Origin of the sequence: Amphritea pacifica (assembly GCF_016924145.1) — a bacterium.
GTDB classification, from domain to species: domain Bacteria; phylum Pseudomonadota; class Gammaproteobacteria; order Pseudomonadales; family Balneatricaceae; genus Amphritea; species Amphritea pacifica.
Window position 1 is genome coordinate 50172 of record NZ_JAFFZO010000013.1, and the last position, 15110, is coordinate 65281.

The window sequence follows — 15110 nt, forward strand, 5'->3', positions numbered from 1 at the left end:
GATGGGTTATCCAGAATTGGCAAAATTATATATTTTTTCTAAGTGTTTCAGAAGGTAACTCTTTAAAGAGTGTTTTATACTCAGAGGCAAAACGGCTCAGATGTAAAAAGCCCCATTTAGTCGCAATATCCTGAACACAGCTATTACTGTTGTTATTTAAAAGATCTCTATGGGCTGCATTAAGGCGGATAAGTCTTAAAAATGTCACGGGGTTAATACCCAGCGTATTTTGAAAACAGTATTGTAATTTACGCCTGCTGGTGCCGATTACATTGCATAATTCAATGATTGAGGGAGGCGTATCAAGATTGGAAAGCACGTAATCCCGTGCTTTGTCGACGACTTTTTTTCGTGTGACCGGGCCTAAATACTGAGCCTGCTCGCTGTCGATAATATCAATCAGGTGCTGAAATAGCGCGTCTTTTACTTTATTTTGGATGGCTTTTTGCTGAACCAAAGTACCAATGTGGCTTTCAGATAAAATTATTCTTAAATCATTTATAAGTTCAGCGTTAGAGTTTAATTTAGTAATGTAATGTCCGTCAGAATTATTATCAAGATAAAACTCTATGTTCTGTTTTTTTGCAATATTTATGATGGAATCTTTATTTACTGTTATGCTGATAACATCTAAATTTTCAGGGGTTAATAATTCTGGTAAACAGTTTCCCTTGGCTATTAATATACTGTCAGAGGATGATGCATTACCATCACAATAGAAGTTATCCGGTAGCGGGTTATAGGGCATATTGAAGCTTAACGAGCCATCCCACGCTTTACCCGTCTTGACGAGAGATCTGTTTGAACGATCACGTACCAGTTGTATCTCTTTTAAATTTAATTCTGTAATGTGGCCATTGAACTGCCCGGCTGATACCTGATCGTAGCAGACCTGCCAGCCACTCATGCCGTTGGCATGCTGTTCAATGTTGAATGTTTCAAAACTACGATACAGCGTTTCATCAGTATAGACTGGCGAACTCTCTATTTGCATACACCCTCCTACATCTACAGCTAATTGGTCAACAATCCACCAATTTCATCACTATGTAAAGGCGTTAGCCCGATTATTGCCAAAATTGGATAGTCAGAAATGTTCTATAGAAGACACTTTTATTGCATATTCAATGCAGAGCGACGGAACTTTGGGCGGGCCTGGAGGGGAGCTATCAGGCTCTGAGCTGGCGAGGTACTCACTGTCGTGATATGTGGCTGGTTGAATAAAAAAACAGCCGATGCCGGCTGTTCTTTCTTCGATCTGAACGCAACGATATTCCGGTCGGGAATATTGCTGAATCAGATTTGCGGATGTTGCTTCAGGGTTTCAATCAGGGTCTGCATCTCTGCAGCTGTGCCGATAGTGATGCGCAGAAAGTTCTCGATACCTGGCTTGCTGAAGTGTCTCACCAGCAGGTTGTTGCTGCGCAGAAACTGCATCAGCTCTGCACCACTGATCGATTGATGGCTGGTAAAGACAAAGTTGGTTTTAGACGGGATAACCCTGAACCCCAGCTGTTCCAACTGAGCGGTTGTCCAGTCCCGGCAATCAATGATCTTCTGGTTGGTTTCATTGAAGTATTCAACATCTTCAAGGGCGGCGACCGCGCCTGCAATCGCCAGACTATCCAGTGGATAGGAGTTAAATGAGTTTTTAACCCGCTCCAGTCCGGCAATCAGGTCCTCATGTCCCAGTGCAAAACCGATGCGCAGGCCTGCCAGGCTACGTGATTTAGAGAAGGTTTGAATCACCAGCACATTGTCATAGTTGTGGATCAGCTCGACCGCTGAGGTGCCACCGAAATCGATATAGGCTTCATCAACGATCACCAGTGAGTCGCGGTTTTTTTGCAACAGTGTTTCGATTTCGTCCAGTGCTGTCTGCCGCCCGGTAGGCGCATTTGGGTTGGCGAAGATGATACCGCCATTAGGCTGATCGTAATCGGTAAAATTAATTTCGAAATCTTCGGTCAGTGGGATCTGGCGATATTCAATATTGTACAGATTGCAGTAAACATCGTAGAAACTGTAAGTCGTTTCCGGTAACAGCAGCGGTTTATCCTGTCGGAAAAATGCCATAAACGCCAGCGCCAGAACCTCATCAGAGCCGTTGCCGACAAAGATATTGCTGTATTGCAGTTGAAAATGATCCGCCAGCGACTGCTTCAGCGCTGTGGCATCCGGGTCACAATAAAGGCGCAAACGATCTTTGGGATAGTTGTTAATCGCCTCAGCAACTCTGGGAGAGGGAGGATAGGGGTTTTCATTGGTGTTAAGTTTAATCAGGTTATCAACCTTTGGCTGCTCGCCCGGAACATAGGGGGTCAGTTGGCTGATGGCCGGGCTCCAGTATTTACTCATGATGGATCGCGTGTCGCTATATAAGGAGTTTGCAGAAAGTGCGCTGCGGGGATGGAACAGTTCTTCCCGGGCGGCACTGTTGGGCTTAGCATATCAAATAGCGACGCATTCTCGCTATACCGTTTCAGTCTGCTGCAAAAAATAGAGCATAAAAAAACTGCCCGGAGGGAAGGGGGCCTCCGAACAGTTTCGATCTTGCGTATTACGTTGATGTATTTATATAGAGGGTGGTGTGCTGATAAAGTTCAGCCAAAAAATTATTTTTTTAACAGGGTTGTTTCGGCTAACGCTGAAGGGCTGGATTGCAGCGGATAAAAAACTGCCCGGAGGGAAGGGGATCCCCCGGGCAGTTCCGGTCTTGCGTATTACGTTGATGTATAAATTTAGAGACGTCTGTTCAGGTAAAGTTCATAAAAAAATGAAAATTTTCAAAATTTTTTTCAAATAATTACTAATATATTGATTATTAATGAATTTTCTTGTTTTGAATGGCGTGTCATCAACTCCCTGAGTTGAGCTTTTCCCCCGGCTTCCTCATGCTGAAGCACATCGTGAAGGGTTAAGCGACAGAGTGATTGTAACGGCCGACAAACATCGCGGTTACCGTGTCCATGGTTGATATATGGTTGATCAGCCAGTCACACAGGGTAGTGTTGAGATAGTCTTCCAGCCGTTCGATATGCTGATCTTTCTGCCACTGTAACAGTACCTGAGTCAGCTCCTCCAATACCCGTTCATGCTCATCCTTATGACAGCTATAAGCAGGAAAGCCTGCCCGAAGCATCTCTGCTTCTTCCCGGGCAAAATGGCTCTGACTATGCGCATACATATCTGTTAACAGGGGTTCTATCTGCTGTTCTGATGCTTTATCGCCTGCCCGGGCCTGTCGAAGAAGCCGGTAGAGTGTATTTATCTGTTCAGCTGCTGCTGCGTGGTCGTGGTTCATGAAGTCGAGTCCCACTGTGGGGATCTGCTCAGGTTTTAACAGTGTCATCGGGTTATCCCTCAATTATGGTGGGTTTCGATAATACGCGAAGCGGGTGATGGCTCCTTGTCCGATATCAAGAATCACTCTATCGGGAGAGGGTTAGCTTTTCAGTTTTGTAGTCTCAGGCAGAGTGGTAAGTAATTAACCGCTTTGCTGAACTCTTGGATAGATAATTACCCTGAGAAGGCTGGCTGATGGGCTATAACCCCGATACTGCAACGTTTTGGGAAGTTGGAACATTATTTGCTGAAAGCTGGAGGATAAATAATAACTAGAGAAGGTACGAACGGTTCTCCTGCGACCAGGCAACTATTCCAAGTGCAGACTGAGCCACACCGGACCTTCCTTAAGCGAGCCTGCTGACGGAGAGAACCGCAATGCCCCAATCAATTGAAACCTTCTATGAAGTGATGCGACGTCAGGGGATTACGCGTCGTAGTTTTCTGAAGTACTGCAGTCTGACTGCAGCGGCACTGGGTCTGGGGCCAGCGTTTGCGCCCAGAATTGCCCATGCGATGGAAACGAAGGAGCGAACCCCGGTTATCTGGGTACACGGTCTGGAGTGTACCTGTTGTTCTGAGTCCTTTATCCGTTCAGCGCATCCGTTGGTTAAAGATGTGGTGTTGTCGATGATCTCTCTCGACTACGATGACACGCTGATGGCGGCCGCCGGTCATCATGCAGAAGCCGCACTGGAAGAAACCATTCAGAAGTATAAAGGTAAATATATTCTTGCGGTGGAGGGCAATCCACCACTCAACGAGGATGGTATGTTCTGTATCGTCGGTGGCAAGCCATTTCTCGATCAGCTTAAGCATGCCGCTAAAGATGCCGCTGCCGTAATCGCCTGGGGCTCCTGCGCTTCCTGGGGCTGTGTTCAGGCTGCCCGGCCCAATCCAACACAGGCGGTACCGATCCATAAAGTGATTACCGATAAACCCATTATCAAAGTACCGGGTTGTCCGCCGATTGCAGAGGTGATGACCGGTGTTATCACCTATATGCTGACCTTTGGCCGTCTGCCTGAACTGGATCGTCAGGGACGTCCGAAGATGTTCTACAGTCAGCGGATCCATGATAAATGCTATCGCCGTCCTCACTTTGACGCGGGTCAGTTTGTTGAGCAGTGGGACGATGAAAGTGCCCGCAAAGGCTACTGTCTCTATAAGGTGGGCTGTAAGGGGCCGACCACCTATAACGCCTGTTCTACGGTTCGCTGGAACGAAGGCACCTCATTCCCGATTCAGGCCGGACATGGCTGTATCGGTTGTTCTGAAGATGGCTTCTGGGATAAGGGCTCATTCTATGACCGGCTCAGCAACATTCCGCAGTTTGGGATTGAGAAAAATGCCGATGAGATCGGTATGGCTGTTGCGGGAGGCGTGGGTGCTGCAGTAGCCGCTCATGCAGCGGTTAGCGCTATTAAGCGGGCTCAGCACAAAGGAGATCAGGAATAATGAATACCCCGATGAATGAGAAAGATCTTGATAACTCCGGTCGTCGTATTGTGGTTGATCCGGTTACCCGGATTGAAGGGCATATGCGTTGTGAAGTGAACGTTGATGAAAATAATGTTATTCGTAACGCTGTCTCTACAGGGACTATGTGGCGTGGTCTGGAAGTGATTCTGAAAGGGCGTGATCCCAGGGATGCCTGGGCGTTTGTAGAGCGGATCTGTGGCGTCTGCACCGGCACCCATGCACTGACCTCGGTGCGCGCAGTGGAGGACGCGTTGGGAATTCAGATCCCTCTGAACGCTCACCTGATTCGTCATCTGATGGATAAGACTCTGCAGGTGCATGATCATATTGTGCACTTCTATCACCTGCACGCTCTTGACTGGGTTAATCCGGTTAATGCGCTCAAGGCTGATCCAGTGGGCACGTCTGAACTGCAGAAGATGGTATCGCCGCATCACCCAAAATCAAGTCCGGGTTATTTTAAAGATGTACAGACCCGTCTTAAGAAGTTTGTGGAAACCGGTCAGCTGGGGCTGTTCTCCAATGGTTACTGGGATAATCCGGCTTATAAATTGCCGCCGGAAGCCGATCTGATGGCGGTGGCTCACTATCTGGAAGCCCTCGATCTGCAGAAAGATATTGTTAAGATTCACACCATCTTCGGCGGTAAAAACCCCCATCCTAACTTTATGGTGGGGGGCGTTGCCTGTGCGATCAATATCGATGGTGTGGGTGCGTCTGGGGCACCGGTGAATATGACCTCCCTCAACTTTGTGTTGCAGCGGATTCAGGAAGCTCAGGCGTTTACCAAGAATGTTTATCTGCCCGATGTGCTGGCGGTTGCCGGAATCTATAAAGACTGGCTGCATGGTGGCGGTCTGGCATCTCAGAATGTTCTTTCCTACGGTACCTACCAGAAAGTGCCCTATGATAAATCCTCCGAGCTGCTTCCGGCGGGCGCCATTGTTAATGGTAACTGGAACGAAGTGCACGAAGTGGATGTGCGCGATCCGGAGCAGATTAAAGAGTTTGTTGATCACTCCTGGTACACCTACGAGGGGGGTAAGAAGGGGCTGCATCCATGGGATGGCGAAACAGCACCTAAATTTGAGCTGGGGCCTAATACGGTGGGCACCCGTACCAATATTAAAGAGATCGATGAATCGGCGAAATACTCCTGGATCAAAGCGCCGCGCTGGAAGGGTCATGCGATGGAGGTGGGGCCGCTGGCGCGTTACATCGTCGCCTATGTTTCCGGTAAAGAGTATGTGCAGGAGCAGGTTAACCGTTCACTGTCGGCGTTCAATCAGAACACCGGTCTCGATCTGGGGCTGAAACAGTTCCTGCCATCCACTCTGGGGCGTACTCTGGCGCGGGCGTTGGAGTGCGAGCTCTGCGTCGATACCATGCTGGATGACTGGCATCAACTGGTGGGCAATATCAAAAACGGGGACAGCTCTACTGCGAATGTGGAGAAGTGGGACCCGGCCAGCTGGCCGAAGGAAGCGATGGGGGTCGGTACCAATGAAGCCCCCCGTGGTGCTCTGGGTCACTGGATTAAGATCAAAGATGGCAAGATCGAAAACTATCAGGCGATCGTTCCGACCACCTGGAACGGTTCTCCGCGTGATGCGGAGGGCAATATCGGTGCATTTGAAGCTGCCCTGATGAATACGCCGATGGAGCGTCCCGATGAGCCGGTCGAGATACTGCGCACCCTGCACAGCTTTGACCCCTGTCTGGCCTGTTCTACCCATGTGATGTCAGCAGATGGGCAGGAACTGACTAAGGTAAAAATCCGCTAAAAACCCGATGCCCGTGGTCTGCGCTGCGGGCGTGCTGGAGGTATGCTATGGAAACAATAAAACAGAGAAAGCAGACGGCGGTGTATGTGTATGAGGCGCCGCTACGCTTATGGCACTGGGTTACCGTTTTTTCGATTATCACACTTTGTATTACCGGCTATTTTATCGGTTCACCGTTGCCGACAATGCCGGGGGAGGCCAGTGATCATTTTCTGATGGGGTATATCCGCTTTGCTCACTTCACGGCGGGCTATATCGTTGCCGTTGGCTTCCTGGGACGGATCTACTGGGCATTTGTTGGCAACAGTCATGCCCGGGAGCTGTTTCTGGTGCCGATATTCAGTGGTAAATGGTGGAAAGAGGTAGGGCACGAGATACGCTGGTATCTGTTTCTGGAGAAAACGCCGAAGAAATATATTGGCCATAATCCGTTGGGGCAGCTGTCGATGTTCTGCTTCTTCGTCGTGGGGATCAGCTTTATGATCATCACCGGCTTTGCGCTCTATGCCGAGGGGCTGGGGCGGGGCAGCTGGGCGGATACCCTGTTTGGCTGGGTAGTTCCGCTGATGGGGCAGAGCCAGGATCTGCATACCTGGCATCATCTGGGGATGTGGTATCTGATAATCTTCGTCATGATGCACGTTTATGTCGCCATTCGTGAGGATATTATGTCCCGTCAGAGTCTGATATCCACCATGATTGGTGGTTGGCGAATGTTTAAGGATGATAAGCCGGACTGAGTCTGGCAGATAACTTCGATGGTGTGTTTGCCGGGGCTATGCTCCGGCATTTTTATCCCGGCTCGCGATGTCGGAGGTCTTGATGCAACGTTTACGTTTTCATGGGCGCCGTCCGGAGCATCCGGGTGGTTTTCTTGAACGCTGTTACCTTAATCCGTTAAAAATCAGTCAGTCTCAACTGGCAAAAGAGCTGGGGATCTCCCGGCGAAGAGTTAACGAGATAGTTAACGGACAAAGAGCGATTACCGCAGATACCGCTTTACGTCTGGCGCACTTTTTTCATACCTCTCCGATGTTCTGGCTGGAGAAGCAGCAGCTTTGGGAGCTCTATCAGGTCGGCCGGGACTAGATTGAGCTGATTTAACCACTTAATTCAATAACTGGAAGTTTACTTTTCACTTTGCTTGCTGCTTACCACTGTAACCCCCTCTGTAACACCCCTGATATGGCGCTTAGCCGTAAGACTCTGAGTTGGCATAAAGCTTGTAGTTCTAAAGTCAGTCCCGCTTAACCGTGGACACTTCTAAAACAGTAATGATGTGAGGGACAGATGTCTGAATCGATATCCCGGACGGAATCTGAGCTGAGAGTGATGATCCTCGGAATCGGTAACCTGCTTTGGGCCGATGAGGGGTTTGGTATCCGTGTTGTTGAGACTCTGCATGAACGTTATCGCTTCCCTGAGAATGTCGAACTGATGGATGGTGGCACTCAGGGGATCTATCTGGTGCAGCATGTGCAGCGCTGTGATCTGCTGCTGGTGTTTGATGCAATCGACTATGGTCTTGAGCCGGGAGCCATGAAGGTCATTCATGGCGACGATGTGCCCAAATTTATGGGGGCAAAGAAGATGAGCCTGCATCAGACCGGTTTTCAGGAAGTACTGGCGATGGCGGAGTTCACCGGTGATTATCCGCAGCATCTGCTGCTGATCGGGGTGCAGCCCGTTGAACTGGAGGATTTCGGCGGTAGTTTGCGGCCCGCGGTTCAGGCGCAGGTCGACCCCGCTATCCGTATCGCACTCGATTATCTTGACTCATTTGGTATCCATCCTAAGAAGCGCGATCAGCCGTTGCCACCGCAGGAACAATTAGCGCCCTCCGAATTACAGCAACGCCGCTATGAGGAGGGACGTCCCTCTGAAGATGATGCCTGTCGCCGTGGTGATGGGCGTTTTCTGAAACAGAGATCCGTTAAAGAGCGCAGTCACTGATGTGCATCGGTATTCCTATGCAGGTACTTCGCTGTGACGGATTTGTGGCACTGTGCGAGGCTGAGGGAGAGCAGCAAACGGTTGATATGAGCCTGGTGGGGGAGTTGCCCCCGGGCAGCTGGGTGCTGGTGTTTCTCGGTGCTGCCCGTGAGCAGATCACGGAACAGCGCGCCAGAGAAACCGCGGATGCGATCAGTGCGCTGCACAGTGTTATGCGGGGTGAAGCCGTTGATATGGATTCACTGTTTGCTGACCTGATTCAGAGCGAGCCACAACTGCCTGAACACCTGCAGATAACGACAGAGGAGCAATAGAGGCATGACTGCGTTGATAGACCGTTTAACTGAACAACTGGGATATCCATTACTGGATCAGGCCAGCTTTGACGACTTTATTCAGGATCAGCCATTTTCGGTGCTGTTCTTTACTGAGGATCCGGCACGCTTTCCCGAATCCCTCGATGTCGCTGTGATCCTGCCGGAACTGCTGAAACAGTTTCCTCAGCTTACCCCGGCGGTGATCAGTCGTGATGCCGAAAGGTCATTACAGGGACGCTATAACTTTACCGTCTGGCCGACGCTGGTGCTGTTAAAGCAGGGGCGTTATCTGGGGGCTATCAGCAAGGTGCAGGACTGGGATCTCTATCTCAGGGATATTGAGTCTCTGCTGCAGCGGGAACCCGGCCGTAATCCCGGCATCGGTATTCCCGTTGTGGTGAATCCGGACCAGACCCAGTCGTGCGGCTAAAAAAGACAGACTATAAAGTCAGACTGAAAAGACAGACTGAAAAGACAGGACAGAGAGTATGAACCAGGGTGATATTCCACTGATCAATATGCCGGTTGGCCCCGGCAGTCAGTCAAACGCTGAAGACAGTGTAGTGCTGGACTATATGCCGATGCCAAAAGAGATGCATACCTATGATATCCCGATGTTGCCAGAAGCTGAGCTGTTGGAGAGCTGTCCTGAGACGCTGGAACTGCTGGATAAACTTCAACAGCAGCTGGATGCTTATACACCGGAAAGAGCGGTTATCAGTCTGGGACTGGAAAAGCTCTCCGAAGCCGGGCTGGATCTGATCAATCAGATTCTGGGCGAGGGGGAGGTCAGCCTGATCTGTAAGACTGATGATCAGGATTGCCTGGAGGTGCATGCTCAGGAAACCGTATTAGCAGGGGTATGGCGGCTGCGCTATCTCAATGCAGATTCACATCTGATTAAGGAAACCCTGGAGATTGCGGATGTTCCTTCTGTTGCGCGTCGCTATGGATTTTCTCAGGCAACTCCGCTGGCGGTAGAAGCGGCTCAATGGCCTGCCGGTATTTTAAATGCACCACCGGTGCTGATTGAGCTGCAGCATAAAAGTGAATGCTATCAACCGGGTGATGAGCCCCACGTGATCAATCTGTCTCTGTTACCATTTTCCCCAGCGGATCATCAGTTACTGGATCACTATCTGGGATCGGGGTCGCTGGTGGTGTTATCACGGGGTTATGGTAACTGCCGCATCAGCAGTACCGGTGTCTGCCCCATATGGCGGGTGCAGTATTTCAACTCAACGGATCAGCTGATTCTCGATACCCTGGAAGTGGTTGAGATGCCCGCTGTCGTCTGTGCCGCCCCGGAAGACCTGCAGGATAGTGCTCTGCGACTGCAAGAGATAAGAGAGGTCTTGATCTGATGAGTGTTGAACCGGGACAGAAATTTGAAGGCAGCTATCTGGGACAGAACGACCAGCTCAGTGACGCGACCAGTCTGGAATGCAAAATCTGCTGGTATGTTTATGATCCCGGGAACGGGGATGATATCTGGCAGATCGCGCCAGGAACGCCGTTCAGTCAGCTACCGGAGCACTGGCGTTGCCCAATATGTGATGGCGATAAAGATCAGTTTATGGTGCTGGATAGCTGAGGTTTAAAACAGATGGTGGATATCGGTCTAATTGAATCCCGCTATGTTGAGATTCTTCATACCCGTATGGAGGGAGTGGCAGTAGTTAACCAGAAACTCCAGGTAAAGACATTGGGGTTTCAGTCGCTGGAAAATGAGCAGTTGGGTGTACTGATCACCCCCTGGTTTATGAATCTGATGCTACTGCCGGAAACTGACCAGCAATGGACTGAACGGGAGGCAGGCAGTAAAACTGTTCGTCATCTTCCCTCCGGGCCCTATGAGTTTATTCTGGGGTGGGATGAGGTTTTAGGTGGTTATGGCATGTGTGCACTGTTCTCTCCTATGTTTGAGTTTCGCGATCAGGCTGCTGCTGTTGCTACCGCAGGGGAGGTGATCAAGGCGCTGTTTGAACCCGATAATTTTGCGCCTACTGATCGACAGCGACAGCTGAGTGTTTCTGATCCGTTGATGAAAACCGCAGAGGCGACAGATACGACAAGGGTAGCCGATGCTTCTCAGGCCCCCATCGATGAGGACGAAGCGATCAGGCTGAGTCGCCGCCAGTTTCTGACCGGCGGGTGTAACACAACCGGCCGGTATTCGGGATATGGCTGATATTGCTGGACACATTACTGTCTCGCTGGACTGGAATGAGGGCAGAATTTCAACACTGAGTTTAAGCTCAAGTCGCCCGGCGCAGATGGGACGCTTATTTCAGGGCCGAACGGTTGTCGAGGTTGCGCGGATGATCCCCCTGCTGTTTACGGCTTGCAGTGTGGCTCAGCGACTGGCCTTTACAGAGGCTGTCGAGAACTGCCGTGGCGTTGTAGTTGCCAGCGAGGTAAGCAGGGGGCGTCGGCTATTGTTGCAGGTAGAAAACTGCCGCGAGCTGTTGTTCAGACTGCTGAGAGACTGGGTAGCGGCTGATCCCGGTCAGTCACTTATATTGCAGCAGATCCAGGGGATTTTAAGCAGATTGTTGAACCGCTGGGATTACCTGTTACAGCCACTGAAAAGAGGCGGTTTGAATGGCGATCAGGTTCGGCAACTGTCAACGCTGCTGGAGCAGGAGCGCAAACAGATTGCCGATCAGTTAACCGGGATGCTGACACCGTTACTGGGGATGCCTGTCGCGAGTTTCCAGCGCTGGCTGGACAGAATCTCCCCTGAGCATGGCTTCAATGCTCCGCTGCTGGAGCCGATCATGCATCTTCACCATGATTTTTCGGCAGTGACGCTCGGGCCGGATCTGCAACCACTGCCTGACTTGCAACAGAGGCAACAGCAGCAGATACTTGAAGCTGCTGCTGCAGAGGTGCAGCAAACATTATTTTGCTCTACGCCACGCTGGCAGGGCGAGTGTTGTGAAACAGGCAGTTACAGTAATTATCGTTATGAGTTACAGCACTTTAGGCAGCAGGGGTGGCATGAACTGAGTTGCCGTTATGCCGCAATGTTGATACAGCTGAGTCAGGTCCCCGGGTTGATTAATGCTGATGGCAGCGCTGAAATAACAGAGTCTGCCGGTGGTAATGCTAATAGCAACGCTGATGGTATTGGTCCCGGTATTGGTATGGGCATCGTCGCGACATCCCGCGGGCAGTTGCTGCATCGGGTAGTGATGATGGGGGAAAGAATTTTGAGTTATCACATTCTCGCACCGACTGAGTGGAACCTTCATCCCCGTGGACTGGTAGCGACAAAGTTGCAGGGTGTCAGAATTGAAACCGACTCCCAGGCGCTGTCACTGGGGCGGACGATGCTACTGCTGGCGGACCCCTGTGTTGCTTTCGATATCACTTTGAACCGATGGGAATCTGTCTGAATGCATGAGATGTCGATCTGCGAAGGGATCATTCAGGTATTGGAAGAGCAAGCGGCCAGTCAGCACTATCAGCGTGTGAAAACGGTCTGGCTTGAGATCGGCCCTCTGGCGATGGTTGAGAACGATGCCTTACGGTTTTGCTTTGATGCCGTCACCCGCAACAGTCTGGCTGAGGGCGCCCGGTTAGAAATAATCGAGTTACCCGGGCTGGCATGGTGTCTGGAGTGTGCCAGGTCTGTCACTATAACAAAGCGCTATGATGCCTGTAGTGAGTGTGGCAGCTATCAGCTGCAGGTCACTCAGGGCGAAGAACTAAGAATAAAAGAGTTAGAGGTGGAATAACCATGTGTACAGTTTGCGGTTGCAGTGAAGGCGAGGTTTCAATCGAGGGACACCAGCAGCATCATGGACATTCACACGATGATCATCAACACCATCATCACAGCCATCCCGAGGAAGACGAGCATCAACACAGCCACACTGACTCAGTGGTCGTTGCCGAGGGTAGTAACCTGCATTTTGGTCAGGGCGCTGCCCATGCGCACGCTCCCGGCTTAAGTCAGAGCCGTATGGTGCAGATTGAGCAGGATATTCTTGGTAAAAATGATCGCTATGCCGGGCAAAACCGGCAGCGTTTCGACGCCATGAATCTGTTTGCGCTTAATCTGGTGTCCAGTCCCGGCTCAGGAAAAACCTCATTGCTGACGGCGAGTATCGAGAAAATCAAGGGCCGCTGCCCGGTTGCGGTGATTGAGGGCGATCAGCAGACCGCTAATGATGCCGACCGGATACGTGCAACCGGCGTCGAGGCGGTACAGGTGAATACCGGTAAAGGCTGCCATCTGGATGCCCATATGGTTGGTCATGCGATGGAGCGATTCACTGATCTTTCCGGCGGCATACTGTTTATTGAGAATGTCGGTAATCTGGTTTGTCCCGCCGCATTTGATCTGGGTGAAGCCCATAAAGTGGCGATTCTCTCGGTTACTGAAGGGGAGGATAAACCCCTTAAATACCCTGATATGTTTTATGCCGCCGATCTGATGGTGCTGAATAAAACCGATCTGCTGCCCTATCTGGATTTCGATGTCGGGCAATGCATCGCTGCGGCAAAACAGGTCAATCCTGATATTGAAGTGATTCAGGTATCCGCCCGTTCCGGTGAAGGCATGGACGATTGGCTGAGCTGGATTGAGCAACGCCGGGTTGCCCGAATCCGAAAGCGAATTGAACAGCTGAATAGCCAGATCTCGCTGCTGCAGGAGATGGTATAAATATGCAGAACCCAAAACGGCCGACAGTACTCTGCGTTGATGATGAGGTTCGCTCACTGGAAACACTGGAACGAACGCTGGATGAGGAGTTTGATGTTCTGACTGCCAGCGGCGCAGAAGACGCCCTGAAGATCCTCGAGGAAAACCGGGTAGAAGCGATTCTGTGCGATCAGCGAATGCCCGGAGTGACGGGGGTTGAATTTCTCACTGAGGTGCGGCGGCGCTGGCCTGAACCGGCACGTCTGATACTCTCCGGCTATACCGATTCTGAGGATATCATCCGCGGTCTGAACGACGCGGGGATCTATCAGTATATTACCAAGCCCTGGCACCCGGATAATCTGCTGATGGTGGTGCGCAACGCCTGCAAACTGTGTCAGTTACAGAATGAAAATGAGTTGCTGACCATGGAGATGCGTCTGACCTCAGAGCAGGTGGAACGCAATATCAACCATAAGAAAGCACTGCTGAAATCCGGCTTTAAGATGGATGAGATCCGGCGTAGCGCGAACAGTCCGCTGAATCAGCTATGTGAGCAGGCTGCCCGCTTTTCCCCCTTTGATGTTTCCGTGCTGATCACCGGTCCTTCCGGCACCGGTAAAGAGTTATTTGCCCGGGCGCTGCATTACAACAGCCTCCGGGCCGATAAGCCCTTTGTGGTTGAGAACTGTGGCGCGATGCCAGATGAGCTGCTGGCCTCTGAGCTGTTTGGCCATAAGAAGGGCTCTTTCACCGGAGCGATCTCTGATCATATGGGGATGTTTGAACAGGCCGATGGTGGCACTATCTTTCTTGATGAGATCGGCGAAATCACCCCGGCGTTTCAGGTCAAACTACTGAGGGTTTTACAGGAGCGTGAGGTCCGCCCTCTGGGGGATTTTCAGCGCCGTAAGGTCGATGTCAGGGTGATCGCGTCTACCAACCGGGATCTGGAAGAGGAGGTGCGTGCCGGACGCTTTCGTCAGGACCTCTATTTCCGGCTGGCCGAGGTCACTCTGACGCTGCCGGAGCTGGCACAGCGCAAAGTGGATATCCCAATGCTGGCGCAGGGATTTCTGGATAAAGCGATGGCAGAGTTTGATAAGCCGGTAAAAGGGTTTACCGGTGAAGCACTGGCCTGCATGCAATCGTATTGCTGGCCGGGTAATGTCCGGGAGTTACAGAATGAAGTTCGTCGGATGCTGGTATTGTCCGATGGCGATTATCTTGGTGCCGATCTGCTGTCCCCCCGGGTGTTGAGGGCTGCGCCGCAGGAGGAAGGGGGCGAACTGGAACTGCTGGCGGGGCTGGATGGCAGCCTGAAGGATCGTATCGAAACCCTGGAAAAACGTATTCTCAGAGAAACCCTGATCCGTAACCGCTGGAATAAAAGCCAGGCGTCCAGAGAGCTGGGGCTTTCCCGGGTGGGCTTAAGAGCGAAACTCGAGCGTTATCAGTTGGAGCGCACAACGGTTGCTCAAAGCCCGGAGAAACATCAATAGCAAAACCCTCTCACGAGGGTTTTGCTATAGTCGTAACTGCTTCGTTACAGTGCTTTTTAACCCAATTCAGCAG

At 51.1% G+C, this 15110-nt stretch carries 17 protein-coding genes; 14 read left to right on the forward strand and 3 right to left on the reverse strand.

What is annotated here, in order from left to right; genetic code table 11:
* Positions 1 to 25 precede the first annotated feature (25 nt).
* From JW499_RS09010 to JW499_RS09020, 3 genes are all read right to left on the reverse strand, one after another.
* Positions 26 to 994: a helix-turn-helix domain-containing protein gene (locus JW499_RS09010; RefSeq protein WP_205210290.1), complete on the reverse strand. Its 969-nt coding sequence runs from the start codon at positions 992 to 994 to the stop codon at positions 26 to 28.
* A gap of 302 nt (positions 995 to 1296) precedes the next feature.
* Positions 1297 to 2358 carry a histidinol-phosphate transaminase gene (gene hisC, locus JW499_RS09015; RefSeq protein WP_205210291.1) on the reverse strand — a complete coding sequence of 354 codons (1062 nt, stop codon included), beginning with the start codon at positions 2356 to 2358 and terminating at the stop codon, positions 1297 to 1299.
* Between the two features lie 559 nt (positions 2359 to 2917).
* Positions 2918 to 3352 (reverse strand): bacteriohemerythrin, encoded by a 435-nt coding sequence (locus JW499_RS09020; RefSeq protein ID WP_205210292.1) that lies wholly within the window; start codon positions 3350 to 3352, stop codon positions 2918 to 2920.
* A 371-nt stretch (positions 3353 to 3723) separates the two neighbouring features.
* Here JW499_RS09020 and JW499_RS09025 point away from each other — a divergent pair, with 371 nt between their 5' ends.
* The 14 genes from JW499_RS09025 to JW499_RS09090 all read left to right on the forward strand — a co-directional run bounded on the left by JW499_RS09025 (position 3724) and on the right by JW499_RS09090 (position 15037).
* A complete protein-coding gene (locus JW499_RS09025; RefSeq protein ID WP_205210293.1) occupies positions 3724 to 4803 on the forward strand; it encodes a hydrogenase small subunit in 1080 nt (359 codons plus the stop codon).
* Positions 4803 to 6611, forward strand: a complete 1809-nt coding sequence (locus JW499_RS09030) for a nickel-dependent hydrogenase large subunit (RefSeq protein WP_205210294.1) — start codon at positions 4803 to 4805, stop codon at positions 6609 to 6611. The genes JW499_RS09025 and JW499_RS09030 overlap by 1 nt, the downstream gene beginning before the upstream one ends.
* A 47-nt stretch (positions 6612 to 6658) precedes the next feature.
* Positions 6659 to 7351: a Ni/Fe-hydrogenase, b-type cytochrome subunit gene (cybH, locus tag JW499_RS09035; protein WP_205210295.1), complete on the forward strand. Its 693-nt coding sequence runs from the start codon at positions 6659 to 6661 to the stop codon at positions 7349 to 7351.
* A gap of 82 nt (positions 7352 to 7433) precedes the next feature.
* On the forward strand, positions 7434 to 7700 hold the full coding sequence (locus JW499_RS09040; protein WP_205210296.1) for a HigA family addiction module antitoxin: 267 nt from the start codon (positions 7434 to 7436) through the stop codon (positions 7698 to 7700).
* A gap of 201 nt (positions 7701 to 7901) precedes the next feature.
* Positions 7902 to 8564 (forward strand): HyaD/HybD family hydrogenase maturation endopeptidase, encoded by a 663-nt coding sequence (locus JW499_RS09045; RefSeq protein ID WP_205210297.1) that lies wholly within the window; start codon positions 7902 to 7904, stop codon positions 8562 to 8564.
* Positions 8564 to 8878, forward strand: coding sequence for a HypC/HybG/HupF family hydrogenase formation chaperone (locus JW499_RS09050; protein WP_205210298.1), 315 nt, complete (start codon positions 8564 to 8566; stop codon positions 8876 to 8878). Before JW499_RS09045 ends, JW499_RS09050 begins: the two co-directional genes overlap by 1 nt.
* Positions 8879 to 8882: 4 nt before the next feature.
* Positions 8883 to 9311, forward strand: a complete 429-nt coding sequence (locus JW499_RS09055; protein ID WP_205210299.1) for a thioredoxin domain-containing protein — start codon at positions 8883 to 8885, stop codon at positions 9309 to 9311.
* 58 nt (positions 9312 to 9369) lie between these two features.
* Entirely contained in the window at positions 9370 to 10245 is an 876-nt protein-coding gene (locus JW499_RS09060; RefSeq protein WP_205210300.1) for a hydrogenase expression/formation protein, read from the forward strand.
* Positions 10245 to 10475, forward strand: coding sequence for a rubredoxin (locus tag JW499_RS09065; protein ID WP_205210301.1), 231 nt, complete (start codon positions 10245 to 10247; stop codon positions 10473 to 10475). Before JW499_RS09060 ends, JW499_RS09065 begins: the two co-directional genes overlap by 1 nt.
* A gap of 12 nt (positions 10476 to 10487) precedes the next feature.
* Positions 10488 to 11072 carry a [NiFe]-hydrogenase assembly chaperone HybE gene (hybE, locus tag JW499_RS09070; protein ID WP_205210302.1) on the forward strand — a complete coding sequence of 195 codons (585 nt, stop codon included), beginning with the start codon at positions 10488 to 10490 and terminating at the stop codon, positions 11070 to 11072.
* Positions 11065 to 12282 carry a nickel-dependent hydrogenase large subunit gene (locus tag JW499_RS09075; RefSeq protein ID WP_205210303.1) on the forward strand — a complete coding sequence of 406 codons (1218 nt, stop codon included), beginning with the start codon at positions 11065 to 11067 and terminating at the stop codon, positions 12280 to 12282. Before hybE ends, JW499_RS09075 begins: the two co-directional genes overlap by 8 nt.
* Positions 12283 to 12624 (forward strand): hydrogenase maturation nickel metallochaperone HypA, encoded by a 342-nt coding sequence (gene hypA, locus JW499_RS09080; protein ID WP_175483463.1) that lies wholly within the window; start codon positions 12283 to 12285, stop codon positions 12622 to 12624.
* A 2-nt stretch (positions 12625 to 12626) separates the two neighbouring features.
* Positions 12627 to 13556 (forward strand): hydrogenase nickel incorporation protein HypB, encoded by a 930-nt coding sequence (hypB, locus tag JW499_RS09085; protein ID WP_205210304.1) that lies wholly within the window; start codon positions 12627 to 12629, stop codon positions 13554 to 13556.
* Positions 13557 to 13558: 2 nt separating this feature from the next.
* Positions 13559 to 15037, forward strand: a complete 1479-nt coding sequence (locus JW499_RS09090; protein WP_205210305.1) for a sigma-54-dependent transcriptional regulator — start codon at positions 13559 to 13561, stop codon at positions 15035 to 15037.
* The last annotated feature ends 73 nt before the right edge of the window (positions 15038 to 15110 follow it).